16 protein-coding genes and 1 pseudogene are annotated in these 17,830 nt (G+C 67.3%); 15 read left to right on the top strand and 2 right to left on the bottom strand.

The genetic code is table 11. From position 1 onward, the window contains the following. A pseudogene (locus JWN21_RS01290) lies at positions 1 to 784 on the bottom strand (chemotaxis protein); the annotation flags it as partial. A gap of 156 nt (positions 785 to 940) precedes the next feature. Between JWN21_RS01290 and sdhC the strand changes: the two are divergent. From sdhC to JWN21_RS01315, 5 genes are all read left to right on the top strand, one after another. Further along, positions 941 to 1,354 carry a succinate dehydrogenase, cytochrome b556 subunit gene (sdhC, locus tag JWN21_RS01295; RefSeq protein ID WP_299645596.1) on the top strand — a complete coding sequence of 138 codons (414 nt, stop codon included), beginning with the start codon at positions 941 to 943 and terminating at the stop codon, positions 1,352 to 1,354. Beyond that, positions 1,354 to 1,740: a succinate dehydrogenase, hydrophobic membrane anchor protein gene (gene sdhD / locus JWN21_RS01300; protein WP_299645597.1), complete on the top strand. Its 387-nt coding sequence runs from the start codon at positions 1,354 to 1,356 to the stop codon at positions 1,738 to 1,740. Before sdhC ends, sdhD begins: the two co-directional genes overlap by 1 nt. Next, a complete protein-coding gene (gene sdhA / locus JWN21_RS01305; RefSeq protein WP_299645598.1) occupies positions 1,740 to 3,542 on the top strand; it encodes a succinate dehydrogenase flavoprotein subunit in 1,803 nt (600 codons plus the stop codon). The genes sdhD and sdhA overlap by 1 nt, the downstream gene beginning before the upstream one ends. Before the next feature lie 67 nt (positions 3,543 to 3,609). After that, positions 3,610 to 4,704 carry an HD-GYP domain-containing protein gene (locus JWN21_RS01310; RefSeq protein WP_299645599.1) on the top strand — a complete coding sequence of 365 codons (1,095 nt, stop codon included), beginning with the start codon at positions 3,610 to 3,612 and terminating at the stop codon, positions 4,702 to 4,704. Positions 4,705 to 4,742: 38 nt separating this feature from the next. After that, complete coding sequence (locus JWN21_RS01315; protein WP_299645600.1) at positions 4,743 to 5,582, top strand: glycoside hydrolase; 840 nt, start codon at positions 4,743 to 4,745, stop codon at positions 5,580 to 5,582. Here the strand turns inward: JWN21_RS01315 and JWN21_RS01320 are convergent. Further along, positions 5,563 to 6,582 (bottom strand): SDR family oxidoreductase, encoded by a 1,020-nt coding sequence (locus tag JWN21_RS01320; RefSeq protein WP_299645601.1) that lies wholly within the window; start codon positions 6,580 to 6,582, stop codon positions 5,563 to 5,565. The two genes, JWN21_RS01315 and JWN21_RS01320, sit on opposite strands and share 20 nt — an antisense overlap. Positions 6,583 to 6,673: 91 nt before the next feature. Here JWN21_RS01320 and JWN21_RS01325 point away from each other — a divergent pair, with 91 nt between their 5' ends. From JWN21_RS01325 to JWN21_RS01370, 10 genes are all read left to right on the top strand, one after another. Next, the gene (locus JWN21_RS01325; RefSeq protein ID WP_299645602.1) at positions 6,674 to 7,669 is read left to right on the top strand and encodes a C13 family peptidase; all 996 of its coding nucleotides are present in this window, start codon (positions 6,674 to 6,676) and stop codon (positions 7,667 to 7,669) included. Between the two features lie 62 nt (positions 7,670 to 7,731). Beyond that, on the top strand, positions 7,732 to 8,301 hold the full coding sequence (locus JWN21_RS01330) for an ATP-dependent Clp protease proteolytic subunit (protein ID WP_299645603.1): 570 nt from the start codon (positions 7,732 to 7,734) through the stop codon (positions 8,299 to 8,301). A 241-nt stretch (positions 8,302 to 8,542) separates the two neighbouring features. After that, positions 8,543 to 9,937: a cell envelope integrity protein CreD gene (gene creD / locus JWN21_RS01335; RefSeq protein ID WP_299645604.1), complete on the top strand. Its 1,395-nt coding sequence runs from the start codon at positions 8,543 to 8,545 to the stop codon at positions 9,935 to 9,937. A 112-nt stretch (positions 9,938 to 10,049) separates the two neighbouring features. Further along, complete coding sequence (locus JWN21_RS01340) at positions 10,050 to 10,832, top strand: succinate dehydrogenase iron-sulfur subunit (protein WP_299645605.1); 783 nt, start codon at positions 10,050 to 10,052, stop codon at positions 10,830 to 10,832. Between the two features lie 197 nt (positions 10,833 to 11,029). Then, positions 11,030 to 11,470, top strand: coding sequence for a PaaI family thioesterase (locus tag JWN21_RS01345; RefSeq protein WP_299645606.1), 441 nt, complete (start codon positions 11,030 to 11,032; stop codon positions 11,468 to 11,470). Between the two features lie 91 nt (positions 11,471 to 11,561). Next, positions 11,562 to 12,653, top strand: a complete 1,092-nt coding sequence (gene zapE, locus JWN21_RS01350) for a cell division protein ZapE (RefSeq protein WP_299645609.1) — start codon at positions 11,562 to 11,564, stop codon at positions 12,651 to 12,653. A gap of 94 nt (positions 12,654 to 12,747) precedes the next feature. After that, a complete protein-coding gene (gene mdh, locus JWN21_RS01355; RefSeq protein ID WP_299645607.1) occupies positions 12,748 to 13,710 on the top strand; it encodes a malate dehydrogenase in 963 nt (320 codons plus the stop codon). A 42-nt stretch (positions 13,711 to 13,752) separates the two neighbouring features. After that, positions 13,753 to 14,637 (top strand): succinate--CoA ligase subunit alpha, encoded by an 885-nt coding sequence (gene sucD / locus JWN21_RS01360; protein ID WP_299645608.1) that lies wholly within the window; start codon positions 13,753 to 13,755, stop codon positions 14,635 to 14,637. Positions 14,638 to 14,677: 40 nt separating this feature from the next. Further along, positions 14,678 to 17,629 carry a 2-oxoglutarate dehydrogenase E1 component gene (locus JWN21_RS01365; protein WP_299645610.1) on the top strand — a complete coding sequence of 984 codons (2,952 nt, stop codon included), beginning with the start codon at positions 14,678 to 14,680 and terminating at the stop codon, positions 17,627 to 17,629. 68 nt (positions 17,630 to 17,697) lie between these two features. After that, a partial coding sequence (locus JWN21_RS01370; RefSeq protein ID WP_299645611.1) for a biotin/lipoyl-containing protein occupies positions 17,698 to 17,830 on the top strand: 133 nt, incomplete at its 3' end.

A 17,830-nucleotide genomic window follows, 5' to 3' on the forward strand; every position in this document is an offset into this window, starting at 1 on the left:
CGCGCGTCGCGATCTCGGCCGCGGCCTCCACCTCGGTGCGCGCATCCTCGATCGCGCGGATCAGCCCGGCCGCGGTCTGCGCCGCCTCGCGCATCGCCACCGCCGACTGCTCCGCCGCCGCCGCGACTTCCGATGCCTTGCCGAGAACGCCGCGCGCGGATGCCGACGACTGTGACGTCTGTCGCCGCAGCGTGCCGCCCTCCAGGCTCGTCTCCTCCACCGTCACCGCGATCTTGTCACGGAACTCGACAGCCAGCCGGTCGCGCTCGGCGCGTTCGGAAAAACGGCAATAGCCATTGTACAGCGTGCAATACATGTCGCTCTCCAGCGAGCGCATGCGCAGCAGCAGGTCGCGATACCGCCGCCGTAGCACTTGGTCGGTCACGCATCGGCCAAGCACCTCCAGCGTCGCGCGGCCGCCCGCGTCGACCATCGCCAGGATCGGCGTCAGCGCGATCCCCCTGGCATAGGCGCGTGCCACCGTGCGCTCGGCCGATTCGACCCACCCGATATCTGCCAGCCCGGTATAGTGATTACGCAGATAGGCCACGGCGAGCTCGTACATCTTCTCCTGATCGTGCTCCGCCCAATTGTTGCGCTCGCCATAGGCGCGCTCGCGTCGCTCCCAGATCGACACCGCGATCGCGCGCGCTTCCGGCTTGATCACCGTCCACAGCTCCGCTGCCAGCGTGACTTCCTCGCGTCCGAGGTCGAAGACACGCAGGCGCTCGGCAAGGTCGACCGTCTTGCTGATGCTGTCGGGCGCGGGAAGGATGGTCGACAATGCAGGTTCTCCGAAATCGTCGCCGGTCGTACGTCTTCGTTGGTTAAGAGGGGGTTAGGAAACGCGCGCTGCCCCGGGGGGGGCGGTGGCTGCTTGCATCGCTGCGACGGCCGTCTCATAGGCGCGGGCGACCCCTAAGACGTAAGGATGCCAGCCTTGGCTTCGCGCACCACGACCCGACCGCTTTCGCCCCATCTGCAGATCTATCGTTGGGGCCCGCACATGCTGGTCTCCATCATCCACCGTGCGCTCGGCGTCGGCATGGCACTGATCGGTGCGCCGCTGCTGACCTGGTGGCTGGCGGCGGCGGCGAGCGGGGCGGAGAGCTACAACAGCTTTCTGGACTGGTTCACCACCGACACCGGTGCGCTCAACATCGTCGGCTGGGTGCTGGCGGTGGGGCTCAGCTGGGCGGTGCTGCAGCACATGATGACGGGCATCCGCCATCTCGTGCTCGACACGGGTGCTGGCTATGAATTGAAGCGCAACAAGCTGGGCGCGCTGGCAACGATGGTTGCGTCGACGCTGCTCACCGCCATGTACTGGGCATATATCGCGGTGGTGAAGTAATGGGCACGGGAACCAGCATCGGTCGCGTGCGCGGCCTCGGCGCGGCCAAGGAGGGTACGCACCATTGGTGGCGGCAACGGCTCACCGCCGGGCTGAACATCGCGCTGATGGGCTGGCTGCTCCTCTTCCTCGCACGGTTGCCCGGCTATGACCTCGCGACGCTGCGCATGTACCTGTCGTCGGTCTGGGTCGCGGTGCCGCTGGCGCTGCTGATCGCCAACGTCTTCTACCATTTCCGGCTCGGCCTTCAGGTGGTGATCGAGGATTATCAGCACAACGAAACGCGCGTAGTGCTGATGGTGCTGCTCAACGTCTATGTGGTCGTGCTGGGCGCGGTCGCGATCTTTTCCATCCTCCGCCTCGCCCTTACCGGAACCCTACGCTGATGCCTGCTGCCTACAAGATCGTCGATCACACCTATGACGCGGTCGTCGTCGGCGCGGGCGGCTCGGGCCTGCGCGCGACGATGGGGATCGCGGAAGGGGGCTTGCGGACCGCCTGCATCACCAAGGTGTTCCCGACCCGGTCGCACACGGTGGCGGCGCAGGGCGGCATCGCCGCGTCGCTCGGCAACAACTCGCCCGATCACTGGTCGTGGCACATGTACGATACGGTGAAGGGTTCCGACTGGCTCGGCGACCAGGACGCGATCGAATATATGGTGCGCGAGGCACCCGCCGCGGTCATCGAGCTCGAACATGCCGGCGTGCCGTTCAGCCGCAACGACGACGGCACCATCTATCAGCGGCCGTTCGGCGGCCACATGCAGAATATGGGCGAAGGCCCGCCGGTGCAGCGCACCTGCGCTGCCGCCGACCGCACCGGCCACGCGATGCTGCACGCGCTGTACCAGCAGTCGCTGAAGTACGACGCCGACTTCTACGTCGAATATTTCGCGCTCGATCTGATCATGGAGAACGGCCAGTGCCGGGGCGTCATCGCCTTGTGCATGGACGATGGCTCGATCCACCGCTTCCGCGCGCACCAGGTGGTGCTGGCGACCGGCGGTTACGGCCGCTGCTACTTCTCCGCGACGAGTGCCCACACCTGCACCGGCGACGGCAACGCGATGGTGCTGCGCGCGGGACTGCCGTTGCAGGACATGGAGTTTGTCCAGTTCCACCCGACCGGCATCTACGGCGCGGGCGTGCTCATCACCGAAGGCGCGCGCGGCGAGGGCGGCTACCTCACCAACTCCGAAGGCGAGCGCTTCATGGAACGCTACGCCCCGTCGGCGAAGGATCTGGCGTCACGCGACGTCGTGTCGCGGTCGATGGCGATGGAGATGCGTGAGGGGCGCGGCGTCGGGCCGGAGAAGGACCACATCTTCCTCCACCTCGATCATATCGATCCCAAGGTGCTGCACGAGCGGCTGCCGGGCATCACCGAGACCGGCAAGATCTTCGCCGGCGTCGACCTGACGCGCCAGCCGCTGCCGGTCACGCCGACGGTGCATTACAATATGGGCGGCATCCCGACCAACTATCATGGCGAGGTCGTGCACCTGCAGAACGGCAATCCCGACACCGTCGTGCCGGGCCTGTTCGCGGTCGGCGAGGCGGCGTGCGTCTCGGTGCATGGGGCCAACCGGCTCGGCTCGAACAGTCTGATCGACCTGGTCGTGTTCGGCCGCGCCACCGGCTTGCGCGTGCGCGACGTGCTCAAGCCAAACACGTCGCACAACCCGCTTCCGTCCGGTTCCGAGGAGCTGTCGTTGTCGCGCCTGGACAAGTTCCGCCACGCCGCCGGCGGCTCGCCGACCGCGCAGATCAGGGGCGACATGCAGCGCACGATGCAGAAGCATTGCGCCGTGTTCCGCGACAATGCGCTGCTCGGCGAGGGGCAGACGAAGATGGCCGAGACCTACAAGCGGCTGGAGGACGTCAGCGTCACCGACCGTTCGCTGATCTGGAACACCGATCTGGTCGAGACGCTGGAGCTCGACAATCTGCTGGCGCAGGCGGTCGTGACCATGGAATCCGCCGCCAACCGCAAGGAAAGCCGCGGGGCCCACGTCAACGAAGACCATCCCGACCGGGACGATGCCGGCTGGATGAAGCACACGCTGATGACGTTCCAGGGCTGGGGCGGGCAGGGGGGGGCGACCGAGGTATCGTACCGTCCGGTGCATGATTACACGCTGACGGACGACGTGGCGTACATCAAGCCGAAGAAGCGGGTGTATTGAGCGGCGACCCGCCAGACGCCAATCTGGATTAACGGTTTGGTGATAGCGGGTCCTCTATCTTTAGCCGATGGGGGCGGATGCAAAGGGGAGCGAACTGGCGGGCGCGTACCAGCCGGATGACTGGCGTGGTGCAGCGCCCGCGGTTGTGTCACGCCCAACCAAGCGCCTGCGCCGGCCTGCCGTGGTGCAGGAGCAATTCCATCTCCGCAGCCGCCCTGCCAGCCTGCTGAAAGAGCGCGAGCGCGCGCTGCAGGTGGTCGATGCGGCGCGCCAGGCGGTAACGACGGCGTTTGAAGACATCCGCCTCGGCCGCCGGATGAACCTGGAGGCGCTTGAGCCCGTCGTCGCCGGCATCGCCGCCTCTGTTGCGCGCAACCCGGTCGCGCTGCCCAGCATCACCCGGCTGAAGGAAGCGCACGAATATACCTATCTCCATTCCGTCGCGGTCTGCGGTCTGATGGTGGCATTGGCGCGGGAACTCGGCCTCCCTGCCGAGCAGACGCTGGATGTCGGCCTGGCGGGTCTTCTCCACGATGTCGGCAAGGCACGGGTGCCGGTCGAATTGCTCGACAAGCCGGGACCGCTTGACCTGAACGAATATGCATTGGTGCAGCAGCACACCGTGCGCGGGCGCGAGCTGCTCGAAGACGCGGGCGTGACATCCGAGATCGCGCTTGACGTGTGCCTTCATCATCACGAGCGGATGGACGGCAAAGGCTATCCTTCCCGACTGGCGCGTCCCGATATCGGCGTCCATGCACGCATGGCGGCTGTGTGCGACGTGTACGATGCCGTCACCTCTGCGCGCGTGTACAAGCCGAGCTGGTCGCCTGGTCAGGCACTGGAGTGGATGATGGGCAGCATCGGCCACTTCGATCCGCATGTGCTGAGCGCATTCCGCCGCACGATGAGCGCGTTTCCGATCGGCACTCTGGTCCGGCTGGAAAGTCAGCGGCTGGCGATCGTGGTCACAGAAGAAGTCAGCAACGGCAGTCCGCCCGATGTTTGCGTATTCCTGTGCGCGCAGAGCAGTCGCGCCTTGGCGCCGCGGCGAATAAGTACGGCGCGGGACGCCATTCTGGGCATCGAGGCGCCAGACCGATGGCACCTTGAAGACTGGAACGCCCGTCGCGATGCCATGTTGGCGACCTGCGCGGTCTGACGCTTGCCGCCTGGATCGGGCAATGCCAGATTCCGGTGATGCTGTTGCGTGTCGCCTGCTCCGCCGCCCTGTTGCTGGAGGTCGGCGCCCCTCCGCCCGCGGATCCCTTCTACACCCAGCACCTCGACGCCGCGGGCCTGCCCGTGATCGCGTCGCCCCGCACGCCCGCGCCAGCGCTTGCGGCCGCCCGCGATATCGTCACGGACATGCTCGCCCGCCGGCCCGATCTCGCCCGGTGGCTGGTCGCGAGCGGCTATCGCGTGGCCGTAATGGCGCCCGACGAGACCACCACCGACCTGCCCGAACAGCGGGGCTGGGTCCGCCCCGGGCCCGACGACCCGCGCCTCACGCGCTGCGAGCGCAAGCATTACGCCACCCGCATCGGCGCGATGACCGACCGCCAGTACTGGAACGCTCGCGCGCGCGGCATGTCGGGGCCACTGACCAGCGCGGGGGCGGAGAACCTGCTCGCGCTGCCCGGCGACCGCTATCGCGGCGAGAACATCCTGGTCCACGAGCTCGCCCATGACGTGCTCGCCGCCATCCGCGCCGTCGATCCGCGCCTCTACGCGCAGGTCGAGCGCGCCTATGCCGATGCGCTGAAGCAGGGTCGCTGGAAAGGCGAGTATGCGTCGACCACGATCGACGAATATTGGGCGGTCGGCACGCAGTTCCACTTCAACTCCGGCCGTCTCGCCGCGTTCGACAAGGTCCGCGTCCTCTCCCACAGCGACCTCGCCCGCTACGACCCCGCGCTAGCGAGCACCCTGCTTGCCGCATACGGCGCTCGTCATCGCCTCACCGGCGACCGCTGGTGGAACAGCCCCGCGCGCGTCCCGCCGGGACCGCTGCCGAAATTCACCGCCGAGGTTTGTTAGCGAACAGCAATCCGATCGCACCAGCGACCAGGCCCAGCCCCAGAACCGTTGTCTTGGGGTGCAGCGCCGCGCTGGTGTAGATGCTGTGACGCAGCCGCCCCGGATGCTCGCCCGACCGCTCGCGGCCGGCGTTCGCGCCCTCGAACAGGTTCGACGGGCCGGGCTGTTCCTTGGTTGGCGAGTAGGCCGCCTTGGCGCCGCGCGGGACCAGCCATTCGAACATCCCGGGAAAGTGTCGCGAGAACAGCACCTGCGCGCGGCCGACGCCGCCCACCGTCACCTCGCGCCGGGCATGGACGCAGCAGTCGAGGATCGCGTCCGCCACCAGCTGCGGGTCATAGGCGGGCGGCGGGATCCGCGCCTCGCCATGTCCGTGCTTGCCGCGCCCGCCGTGGTTCGACGCGTGCTGCCCGATCGGCGTGTCGGCCCCGGCGGGCTTCACCAGCGCCACCGCGATCGGCACGCCGTCGGCGTGGAGCTCCATCCGCAGCACCGCGATGTACGCCTTCACCGCGTGCTTGGTCGCCGAATACACCCCCATCGGCGGCGAGGGCATGTCGGACGCCAGGCTGCCCACCGTCACGATCGCGCCGCCGCCGCGCAGATGCGGCACCGCGGCGACGCAGCCGTGGACGACGCCGAAATAATTGGTCCGGAACAGCTGCTGCTGCTCGTCGAGCGGCGAGTCCAGCACCGGGCCGTAGATCGCCGCGCCGGCATCGTTGACCCAGGAGTCGATCCGCCCGAACTTCTTCACCGCCGCCGCGGCGGCCATCTCGACCTCGCTCGCGATCCCCACGTCGACCACCGCGAAATCCGCCCGCCCGCCGCCCGCGACAATCTCGCGCGTCACCTCCTCCAGCACCTCGCCCGAGCGCGCCAGCAGGAACACCGCCGCGCCCGCCTTGGCCGCCGCGCGCGCGGTGACCAGCCCGATGCCCGAGCTCGCGCCGGTGATGACGATGACCTGTTCGGCAAGCGGCTTCAGCGTGGGCGACATGGGTAAGCTCCTGTGAACACGCCCAACCGGCGCGCGCCTACGGGGGTTCCGCCGCTTGACAGCGGAGTGCCGGCGACGAAACACAGGTTCCATGCTCCGCATCCTCCGCCTGGCCGCCGCCGTCGCGCTGTTGCCGCTCGCCGCGTCGGCACAGGTGCCAGGCTACCAGCCACCGCAGCACACCGGCGGCACGCCCCTGATCGATCGCGCGTCGCCGCCCGAGCTCGCCTTCCTCGCCGATCAGGGCCTGGCGATGGAGCGCGATCGCCACCCGGTGCAGGTCCTGGCCGAGCACCGCCGCCTCGCCACCGCGCTGGCGACGCTGCAGCCCCAGCGTGCCGGCACGGTCGACGCCTATGTGGTGTCGGTCGCGCTCGACAGCGACCCGGTGTTCGGCCGCGAGGCGCGCGAGGCGGGCCGCGTGCTCGCGCGCCGCTATGCCGCTACCGGCCGCACGATCGTGCTCGCCGGCAGCGACGGCAGCGCGGAGAGCAGCCTGGCGATGGGTTCGCCCGCCAGCCTCACCGCCGTACTCGCCCGCGTCGCCGAGCTGATGGACGGCCGCGAGGACGTGCTCGTGCTCTACACCACCAGCCACGGCGCCCCGTTCGGCATCGTCTACAATGACGGCGATCAGGGCTTTGGCGCGATCTCGCCGACGCGGCTGTGGCAGACGCTGTCGACGCTGGGTATCCGCAACCGCCTGTTGCTGATCAGCGCCTGCTATTCGGGCATCTTCGTGCCGCTGCTGGCGTCGGACACGACCGCGATCCTGACCGCCTCGTCCGCCGAGCGGACGTCGTTCGGGTGTCAGGCCGACAATGACTGGACCTTCTTCGGCGACGCGATGATCAATCAAGCGCTGCGCCGGCCGACCCCGCTGGGGGCAGCCGGAGCGGAAGCCGCGACGCTGATCGGCGGCTGGGAACGTGCCGCGAAGCTGGAGCCGTCGCAGCCGCAGATCTCGATCGGCGCGGGCGCGGCGCGGTGGCTGAACGTGCTGGAGGCGCGCTTGCCCGCCGCGACGCCAAAGGTCGGGCGTCCGGCGACCGCATCGCTGGACGGCGCAACGGCGCCGGGCCGCTAACTCTCTCGCGCGTGCGGGAGAGCGCAAGGGAACTCACAGCCCCGCTCACGGTTACGCGCGCCATGACCGACTCAAACGCCCCCAAATACCCCCTTCTCGCCACGCCCCAGGTGCAGCTGTCGGGCAATGTCGACTACGGGATGTACGCGTGGTTCAAGCAGCAGGTGCACAACGCCGCCGGCGATGATCCGCTCGTCGTCTCGCTGACGACGCTGGGCGGCGACCCGGAGGTGGCGCGCGCGATGGCCGACGATATCCGCCTGATCCGCGACTATACCGGCCGCGAGACGCTGTTCCTGGGCAAGGTGGCGGTCTATTCCGCCGGCGCCACCTTCATGTCGGGCTTTCCCGCCGCCAACCGCTGGCTGACGCGCGGCTCGCGGCTGATGCTGCACGAGCGTCAGATGACGTCGACGCTGAACCTCAACGGCCCGCTCACCACGCTGCGCTACACGCTGGAGGCGAAGCTCTTGGAGATCGAGGATTCGATCCGCATCCAGGACGAAGGCTTCCGCGCGCTCGTCCACGGCACGGGCGTCACCTTCGAGGAGCTGAAGAGGAAGGCTGAGTCGGCCTGGTACATCGAGGCCGAACAGGCGCGGGACCTAGGGCTGGTGTTGGACGTGATCTGACCTGAAATCCTCCCCGGGACGGGGAGGGGGACCGCTCGGCGCAGCCGAGTGGCGGAGGGGGCGGGCCACCGAGGTCACCGCGCGTCGAGAGACCCCTCCGTCGGCACTACGCGCTGCCACCTCCCGGTGAACGGGGAGGATTGATCTGCACCTCGCCTGCACAGCCAATCCTTCGAACCAAGGTTGGCATAGATGTCTGCCCACGCGCATCTCCCTCGCCACCTTCGCGAGGAGCATGCCCATGACCGCCGACGCTATCTCAGCCGCCAAAACCCCGCGCACACCGGGCATGAAGCTGCTGTTCGCGGTGATCCTCGCCGCGATCCTCACCGTGCCGCTGTTCGCGGTCTACCTGCTGTCGTGGGACCGCCAGGAACAGGCCAACACCGCGCGTTCGGCAATCGTGTCCGGCTGGGGGGCGCCGCAGCGGCTCGCCGGGCCGGTGCTGGTGATCCCCTATCAGGCGCAGTCGAGCGAGACGGTGACCGAGAACGGCCGCCAGGTCACCCGCGCGCTCATCGTCGAACGCGAGCTGACGCTCGCGCCCGACGTGGCTGATCTGACGGCGGCGATCACGCCCGAACGCCGTCGCAAGTCGATCTACGAGGCGGTGATCTACTCCGCCCAGGCGTCTGGCAGCGCGCGCTTCGCGCTGCCGACCGACCTTGCCCGCTTCGGTGTCACGCCCGAACAGCTGCAATATAACCGCGCCGAACTGCGCTTCGGCCTGTCCGACCCGCGCGGACTGGTCGGCGCGCCGCCGTCGGTGACCGTAGCCGGCCGTCCGGTTGCACTCAGGCCGGGTCGGGGACCGAGCGAGACCAACGGTTCGGGCTTCGTTGCCCCGCTCGACGCCAGTGCGCTGATCACCGGCGCGATCCCGGCCCGGTTCAGCTTCGCGTTTCGCGGCAATGGCTGGCTCAGCCTCGTGCCGCAGGCCGGCGACACGCGCTGGCGCGTCACCTCGCCCTGGCCCAGCCCCAGCTTCGTCGGCGGGTTCCTGCCGACCGAGCGCCGCGTCTCGGACAAGGGCTTCGACGCCAGCTGGCGCGTCGGCAATCTGGCGCTCGGCCGCGCGCTCGTTTCGACCGGGCAGGTCGCCGGCGGCGCGGTCGAGGCCGGTTCGCGCGGGCTGGAGGCGGCGGTCGACCCGGCCGGCGATTTCGAGGCTCGCGTCGATCTCGTCTCCCCGGTCGATCTCTACAGCCAGGTCGATCGCTCGATCAAATACGGCTTCCTGTTCATCGGCTTCACCTTCGGCGCGTTCCTCCTGTTCGACGTGATCGGCGGGGTGCGCGTGGCGACGCCGGAATATCTGCTCGTCGGCGTCGGCCTGATCCTGTTCTTCATCATGCTGCTGGCGTTCTCGGAGGTGATCGGGTTCGCCGCCGCCTACCTCGTCGCGGCCGGCGCGGTGATCGGCCTGCTCGCGGCCTATTCGGCGGCGGTGCTGGGCAGCTGGCGACGCGGCGGCATCGTCGCCGGCCTGCTCGCCGGGTTGTATGCGGTGCTCTACGTCCTGCTCAGCCTGGAGGCGTTCAGCCTGGTGATCGGCTCGGTCCTGCTGTTCGTGGCGCTCGCCGGAGTGATGTACGTGACGCGCCGCCTGGACTGGAGTGGCGTGCGGGCAGGGTGAGCCAATCCCTCTCCCGCTGGCGGGAGAGGGTGGGAGAGAGATCCAAGTTACAGCGCCAAGGTTGTCCCCTTCGCCCCGCCTCGCTATCGACCCCTCAGCACGCGAGGACCAGATGGCCACCTTTACCCTTCCCAAGAATTCCGTCGTCAAGAAGGGCAAGGCCCACGCCACGCCGTCCAAGGCTGCACGCCCGAAATCGTTCAGGATCTACCGCTACGATCCAGATACCGGCGAGAACCCGCGCTACGACACGTTCGAGCTCGATCTCGACCAGACCGGCCCGATGGTGCTGGACGCGCTGATCAAGCTCAAGGCCGAGCAGGACCCGACTCTCACCTTTCGCCGCTCGTGCCGCGAGGGCATCTGCGGGTCGTGCTCGATGAACATCGACGGCCGCAACGGGCTCGCCTGCACCACCGCGATCGAGGACGTGAAGGGCGAGGTGAAGATCACGCCGCTGCCGCACATGGAGGTCATCAAGGACCTCGTTCCCGACTTCACGCATTTCTACGCGCAGTACAGCTCGATCAAGCCGTGGCTGCAGACCGTGACCACCGCGCCGTCGGGCAAGGAGCGGCTGCAATCGCCAGCGGATCGCGCCAAGCTGGACGGCCTTTACGAGTGCATCCTGTGCGCGTGCTGCTCGACCAGCTGCCCGAGCTACTGGTGGAACGGCGACAAGTTCCTTGGGCCCGCGATCCTGCTCCAGGCCTATCGCTGGCTCGCCGACAGCCGCGACGAGATGACGGGCGAACGGCTCGACGAGCTGGAGGACCCCTTTCGCCTCTATCGCTGCCATACGATCATGAACTGCGCCAACGTCTGCCCCAAGGGGCTCAACCCGGCCAAGGCGATCGCTGAAATCAAGAAGATGGAAGCCGAGCGGGTCCTCTAGCTCTCTTCCCCGAGACGGAAGACGACGCTCTTCCCACCCTCTCCCGCAAGCGGGAGAGGGACAGCCGCCGAAGCGGGCAGGGGGAGGGCACGACGTGCGTTTGCTCCCCCGCCCCCTGAGGCTCCTCCCCGGCGGAAGCCGGGGAAGGTAGATGGCCGGGGTGACGAGTTTGACTTGCCCCGCTAACGCCCACCCCCATGACCGCACCCTTCCTCTACGAAGACGACCCCGCCGAACCGGGCTGGAAACGCTGGCAGTTCCGCGACCCGACCCGCTTCAATGCGTTCATCGAGCCGCTCTGGGTACGTACCGAGGACGACATCGCCCGGGTCCGCATGCTGCCCCGCCACGACCATTCAAACATGCGTGAGGCCGTGCATGGCGGCGCGTTGCTCGGCTTCATGGACGTGGCGCTGTTCGCCGCCTCGCGCGGGTTCGGCGTGCTCTCCGCCGGCGGCGCGGTGACGCTGGATCTGTCGGCGCAATTCATCGGCGCCGGCCGCATCGGCGAGCCGCTCGAGGCGCGTATCGAGCTGCTGCGCGAGACCGGCCGCATGCTCTTCCTGCGCGGCCTGGTGGTGCAAGAGGGTCAGCCGACGATCGCCAGCTTCACCGGCACGCTGAGGAAGATGGGGTGATTCCAGCGTTCGTCATCCCCGCGAAGGCGGGGACCCATCGCGCGACGGGTGCTGGTGGAGAAATGGAGTCCCGCCTTCGCGGGAATGACGAATAGTGACCCTCCTCGCCGCCTACACCGCGCTCGTCACCGCCGGCGAACTCCGCCCCGACCCCGAGCAACTCGCCGCCGCCACCCATCTTGACGCACTCGCCCACCAACTCGAACACCCTCGCAGGGCAGGCCTGTTCCGCCGCCGCGTCGTTCCGGCGCGCGGCGTGTACCTGTGGGGAGGGGTGGGCCGGGGCAAGTCGATGCTGATGGACCTGTTCTTCGCGCACGTGACGATCGAACGAAAGCGCCGCGTCCACTTCGCGGAGTTCATGCTGGAGGTCCACGCCCGCATCGCCGTCGAGCGCCGCAAGGAGCAGGGCGACCCGATCCAACCCGTCGCCGACGCGATTGCGGCGCAAACCGGACTGCTCGCCTTTGACGAGATGATGGTAACCAACTCGCCCGACGCGATGATCCTGTCGCGGCTGTTCACCGCGCTGATCGAGGCGGGCGTGACGATCGTCACCACGTCGAACCGCGCGCCGACCGACCTCTACCTTCACGGCCTCAACCGCGAGCATTTCCTGCCCTTCATCGCGCTGATCGAAGCGCGGATGGATGTGCTCGCACTCAACGGTCCGGTGGATTACCGCCGTGATCGGCTGGGACAGCAGGACACCTGGCTGGTTCCGAACGGCCCGGAGGCGACGCGCGACCTGTCCGCCGCCTTCTTCCGCCTCACGGATCATGAGGTGACGGAGCCGATCCCGTCCGACGACCTGCCTGTTCAGGGCCGCACGCTGCACGTGCCCAAGGCGCTGAAGGGGGTTGCGGTGTTCTCCTTCAAGCGACTGTGCGGCGAGGCGCGCGGGTCGGCCGATTACCTCGCGATCGCTCGCCGCTTCCACACCGTCGTCCTGGTCGGCATTCCCGTGCTCGGCGCCGACAATCGCAACGAGGCTGCGCGTTTCGTGGCGCTGATCGACGCGCTGTACGAAGGCAAGGTCAAGCTGCTCGCCGCCGCCGATGCGCAGCCCGACGGGCTTTATCCCGCCGGCGATGGCCGCTTCGAGTTCCAGCGCACGGTCAGCCGGCTGGAGGAGATGCGGTCGGAGGAGTATCTCGCCAAGGGTCACGGGAGCACAATCTGATAATGCGAACGATTATCAACACAGCGTCTTTACGGTTGCCGTACCGCCCAACTGCGCCTATGCGCACCGCAACTTCGACATGGGGAAATTGACGTTGGCCCGCAAAAAGATCGCCCTGATTGGCGCCGGCAACATCGGCGGCACACTCGCCCATCTCGCGGCGCTCAAGGGCCTGGGCGACATCGTCCTGTTCGACGTCGCCGAGGGCGTCCCCCAGGGCAAGGCGCTGGACCTCAGCCAGTGCGGTCCGGTCGAGGGCTTCGACGCGACGATCACCGGCTCCAATGACTATGCCGACATCGCCAACGCCGACGTGATCATCGTCACCGCCGGCGTCGCGCGCAAGCCGGGCATGAGCCGCGACGACCTGCTCGGCATCAACCTCAAGGTCATGAAAGCGGTCGGCGAGGGCATCGCCGCCAACGCGCCGAATGCCTTCGTCATCTGCATCACCAATCCGCTCGACGCGATGGTCTGGGCGCTGCGCGAGTTCTCCGGGCTTCCCCACCACATGGTGGTCGGCATGGCGGGCGTGCTCGACTCCGCACGCTTCAGCCATTTCCTCGCCGACGAGTTCAAGGTCTCGGTCAAGGACGTCACCACCTTCGTCCTCGGCGGACATGGTGACACGATGGTGCCGGTGCTGGAATACAGCACCGTCAGCGGCATCCCGGTCAGCGACATGATCGCGATGGGCTTCTCGACGCAGGAGCGGATCGACGCAATCATCAAGCGCACCCGCGGCGGCGGCGGCGAAATCGTCGCGCTGCTCAAGACCGGCAGCGCCTATTATGCCCCGGCAACCAGCGGTATCGCGATGGCCGAGGCGTATCTGTACGATCAGAAGCGCATCCTGCCGGCCGCCGCCAACCTGACGGGTCAGTACGGCATCAACGACCTGTATGTCGGCGTCCCCGTCGTGATCGGCGCCGGCGGCGTCGAGAAGGTTATCGAGGTTCAGCTGTCCGACGAAGCCAAGCAGAACCTCACCGTGTCGGTCGACGCAGTCAAGGAACTGCTGGTTGCCTGCAAGAGCATCGATTCCAGCCTGCAATAACCGCCTGCCGGACGAGGCACGCCACCGCATCTCGGAGATCCCATGAGCATCCTCGTCGACCGGAACACCAAGGTCATCACCCAGGGCATGACCGGCGAGACCGGCAGCTTCCATACCAAGGCGGGCCTGGACTACGGCACGCAGATGGTCGGCGGCGTCACGCCGGGGAAGGGGGGCACGACGCACCTCGACCTGCCCGTATTCGACACGGTGGCCGAAGCGGTGGCGAAAACCGGCGCGACCGCGTCCGTCATCTACGTGCCGCCGCCCTTCGCCGCTGACTCGATCCTCGAGGCGATCGACGCCGAGGTGCCGCTGATCGTCACGATCACCGAAGGCATCCCGGTGCTCGACATGGTCAAGGTCAAGCGCGCGCTGTCCGGCTCAAGGTCGCGACTGATCGGGCCGAATTGCCCGGGCGTGCTGACGCCGGGGGAGTGCAAGATCGGCATCATGCCGGGCAGCATTTTCAAGAAGGGTTCGGTGGGCGTGGTCAGCCGCTCGGGCACGTTGACCTATGAGGCGGTGTTCCAGACATCGAACGCCGGGCTTGGCCAGACCACGGCGGTCGGCATCGGCGGCGATCCTGTCAACGGCACCAATTTCATCGACGTGCTGGAATTGTTCCTTGCCGACGACGCGACCCAGTCGATCATCATGATCGGCGAGATCGGCGGCTCGGCGGAAGAAGAGGCGGCCCAGTTCCTGATCGACGAGGCAAAGCGCGGTCGCAAGAAGCCCATGGCCGGCTTCATCGCCGGCCGCACTGCGCCGCCGGGCCGTCGCATGGGCCATGCCGGCGCGATCGTGTCGGGCGGCAAGGGCGATGCGGAGAGCAAGATCGCGGCCATGGAGGCGGCCGGGATCAAGGTGTCGGCGAGCCCTAGCGAATTGGGCACGACGCTGCTCGAGGTCTTGAAGCGCTAAGCGTGCGCCTGCCTTGCAGACGCGCATGAGGAACACCGCGATGGGCTACGAGAACCAGGATTTCAGCGACATCGCCTCCGGCGTCAGTCCGGCGTTCGTGGAAACGCTATACGATCGCTTCCGGACCTCCCCCGGCAGCGTCGAGCCCGGCTGGCGCGGCTTTTTCGAGGGGTTGGAGGGAACCGCGACCGGTCCTAGCTGGGAGAACCCCGCCTGGCCGCCGACGAACACCGACGACCTGACCGCCGCGCTCGACCCGACGCAGATGGAGCCTGCGGCGAAACCGGCGAAGGGCAAGACCGCGCCAGTTGCCGCCGCCCCCTCACGCGACGACATCATCAAGGCCGCCGCCGACAGCATTCGTGCGATGATGCTGATCCGCACCTATCGCGTCCGGGGGCATCTCGCCGCCAATCTCGATCCGCTCGGCCTATCCAAGCGCGAGATGCCGGAGGATCTGAAAACCGAGTATCACGGCTTCTCCGACGCAGACATCGACCGCCCGGTCTACCTGGGCGGCGCGATGGGGATGGAATGGGCGACGGTGCGCGAACTCGTCGACACGTTGCGCGCCAACTACTGCGGCAATGTCGGCCTGGAATACATGCACATCGCCGATGTCGACGAGCGCCGGTTCCTGCAGGACCGCATGGAGGGCAAGGGCGCGGGCGTGGACTTCACACCCGAGGGCAAGAAGGCGATCCTCAACAAGGTCGTCGAGGCCGAGCAGTGGGAGAAGTTCTGCGGCCGCAAGTTCGTCGGCACGAAGCGGTTCGGGCTCGACGGCGGCGAGAGCATGATCCCGGCGCTGGAGTCGGTAATCAAATATGGCGGCCAGACCGGCGTGCGCGAGATCGTGTTCGGCATGGCGCATCGCGGCCGATTGAACGTGCTCGCGAACGTGCTCGCCAAGCCGACGCGCGTGATCTTCCACGAATTCGCCGGTGGCTCCGCCAATCCCGACGATATCGGCGGCTCCGGTGACGTGAAGTACCATCTGGGTACGTCCACTGACCGTGAGTTCGACGGTATCACCGTCCATATGTCGTTGGTCGCCAATCCCTCGCATCTCGAGGCAGCCGACCCCGTGGTGCTCGGCAAGGTCCGCGCGATCCAGACAATTGCCGGCGACCTGGCAGATCATTGCGGTTCGCTGCCTGTGCTGATCCATGGCGACGCGGCGTTCGCCGGACAAGGAATCGTCTGGGAATGCCTAGGTTTTTCCGGGATCAAGGGCTACAACACCGGCGGGTGCGTACACTTTGTCATAAATAACCAGATCGGTTTTACGACCAGCCCACAGTTTGCCCGCTCCTCACCGTATCCGTCCGACGTGGCGAAGGGGGTCCAGGCGCCGATCTTCCACGTCAACGGCGACGACCCGGAAGCGGTCACCTTCGTCACCAAGATGGCGATCGAATTCCGCCAATGCTTCCATCGCGACATCGTCATCGACATGTGGTGCTATCGCCGCTTCGGCCACAATGAGGGCGACGAGCCGGGCTTTACCCAGCCGCTGATGTACAAGGCGATCCGCGATCATGCTCCGGTCAGCGAGATCTATGCGGCGCGGTTGGTCGAGCAGGGCGTAATCGACAGCGCCTGGCTGGGCGAGAGCATCGCGCAGTACACGCACCGGCTCGAGGGCGAGTTCGAGGCCGGGCAGAGCTACAAGCCCAACAAGGCGGACTGGTTCGCCGGTCGCTGGTCCGGCCTTCACGCCCCCGCCGACGCCGAAACCGCGCGTCGCAACGTCGAGACCGGGATCGAGCCAAAGCTGTTCGCATCGCTCGGCCGGACGCTGACCAGCGCGCCCGCCGACCTCGCCATCCATAAGACGCTCGCCCGCGTGCTCGACGCCAAGCGGGCGATGTTCGACACCGGCGAGGGCTTCGACTGGGCGACGGGCGAGGCCCTGGCATTCGGCGCACTGCTGTCCGAAGGCTATGGCGTACGGCTGTCGGGCCAGGACTCCGGTCGCGGCACGTTCAGCCAACGCCATGCAGTGTGGGTCGACCAGACCGACGAGCACAAGCACGTGCCGCTTGGCACCATCCCGCACGGCCGCTTCGAGGTGCTCGACAGCCCATTGTCCGAATATGGCGTCCTCGGCTTCGAATATGGCTATGCGATCGCCGATCCGAAGACGCTGGTGCTGTGGGAGGCGCAGTTCGGCGATTTCGTCAACGGCGCGCAGATCATGATCGACCAGTTCATTGCCAGCGGAGAGGCCAAGTGGCTGCGCGCGAACGGCCTCGTCATGCTGTTGCCCCACGGCTATGAAGGGCAGGGGCCGGAGCATTCCTCTGCGCGCCCCGAACGTTTTCTGCAGCTGTGCGCAGGCGACAACATGCAGGTTGCGAACTGCACCACGCCCGCCAACTACTTCCACCTGCTGCGTCGCCAGATGCATCGCAGCTTCCGCAAGCCGCTGGTGGTGATGACGCCCAAGTCGCTGCTCCGCCACAAGCTCGCGGTTAGCAAGGCCGGGGACTTCCAGGGCGACAGTCATTTCAAGCGCGTCCTCTCCGATCCCAGCGGCGCGGCGGACGCGGAGACGAAGCGACTGGTGCTGTGTACCGGCAAGGTTGCATACGACCTGATGGAGGCGCGCGATGCGGCGGGCGATCGGGGTACGCAGATCGTTCGAATCGAGCAGCTTTATCCCTTTCCCGGCGAGCCTCTGGCGGTCCGTCTGGCGCGGATGACCGCGCTGGAGGAGGTCGTCTGGTGTCAGGAAGAGCCGAAGAACAACGGCTATTGGTTCTTCGTCGAGCCGTTCATCGAAGAAGCGCTCAAGGTGGCTAACGCGCCCGTCAAACGTGCGCGCTATGCCGGCCGCGCCGCCTCGGCCTCACCTGCGACCGGGCTGATGAAACGCCACCAGCTGGAGCAGGGCGCGCTTGTGGCGGACGCGCTAGGCCATTCGGTTCGCGAGGAAGTCCGCCGCAATCGCGAGACGGACCGCAAGGCGGGCAAGGCGGGAGCTTAGTCCACATGTTCCGCGCAGGCGGGAACCCAGGTCCCCGCCTGCGCGGGAGCACAAAGAGGTAGAAGCGGATGGCGACGGAAGTACTGGTCCCGACATTGGGCGAATCGATCACCGAGGCGACACTCGGCGAGTGGCTCAAGCAGCCCGGTGACCCGGTGCGGGCCGACGAGCCGATCGCAAGCCTCGAGACCGACAAGGTGT

The sequence above is a fragment of the Sphingomonas bacterium genome (genome assembly GCF_028292945.1).
Lineage (GTDB): Bacteria > Pseudomonadota > Alphaproteobacteria > Sphingomonadales > Sphingomonadaceae > Sphingomonas.

What these genes read in the sequence shown, in the direction of transcription:
- sdhD (WP_299645597.1), top strand. Translation starts at nt 1,354, where the DNA reads ATGGGCACGGGAACCAGCATCGGTCGCGTGCGCGGCCTCGGCGCGGCC.
- sdhA (WP_299645598.1), top strand. Translation starts at nt 1,740, where the DNA reads ATGCCTGCTGCCTACAAGATCGTCGATCACACCTATGACGCGGTCGTC.
- JWN21_RS01310 (WP_299645599.1), top strand. Translation starts at nt 3,610, where the DNA reads ATGGGGGCGGATGCAAAGGGGAGCGAACTGGCGGGCGCGTACCAGCCG.
- JWN21_RS01315 (WP_299645600.1), top strand. Translation starts at nt 4,743, where the DNA reads ATGCTGTTGCGTGTCGCCTGCTCCGCCGCCCTGTTGCTGGAGGTCGGC.
- JWN21_RS01320 (WP_299645601.1), bottom strand. Translation starts at nt 6,582, where the DNA reads ATGTCGCCCACGCTGAAGCCGCTTGCCGAACAGGTCATCGTCATCACC.
- JWN21_RS01325 (WP_299645602.1), top strand. Translation starts at nt 6,674, where the DNA reads ATGCTCCGCATCCTCCGCCTGGCCGCCGCCGTCGCGCTGTTGCCGCTC.
- JWN21_RS01330 (WP_299645603.1), top strand. Translation starts at nt 7,732, where the DNA reads ATGACCGACTCAAACGCCCCCAAATACCCCCTTCTCGCCACGCCCCAG.
- creD (WP_299645604.1), top strand. Translation starts at nt 8,543, where the DNA reads ATGACCGCCGACGCTATCTCAGCCGCCAAAACCCCGCGCACACCGGGC.
- JWN21_RS01340 (WP_299645605.1), top strand. Translation starts at nt 10,050, where the DNA reads ATGGCCACCTTTACCCTTCCCAAGAATTCCGTCGTCAAGAAGGGCAAG.
- JWN21_RS01345 (WP_299645606.1), top strand. Translation starts at nt 11,030, where the DNA reads ATGACCGCACCCTTCCTCTACGAAGACGACCCCGCCGAACCGGGCTGG.
- sucD (WP_299645608.1), top strand. Translation starts at nt 13,753, where the DNA reads ATGAGCATCCTCGTCGACCGGAACACCAAGGTCATCACCCAGGGCATG.
- JWN21_RS01365 (WP_299645610.1), top strand. Translation starts at nt 14,678, where the DNA reads ATGGGCTACGAGAACCAGGATTTCAGCGACATCGCCTCCGGCGTCAGT.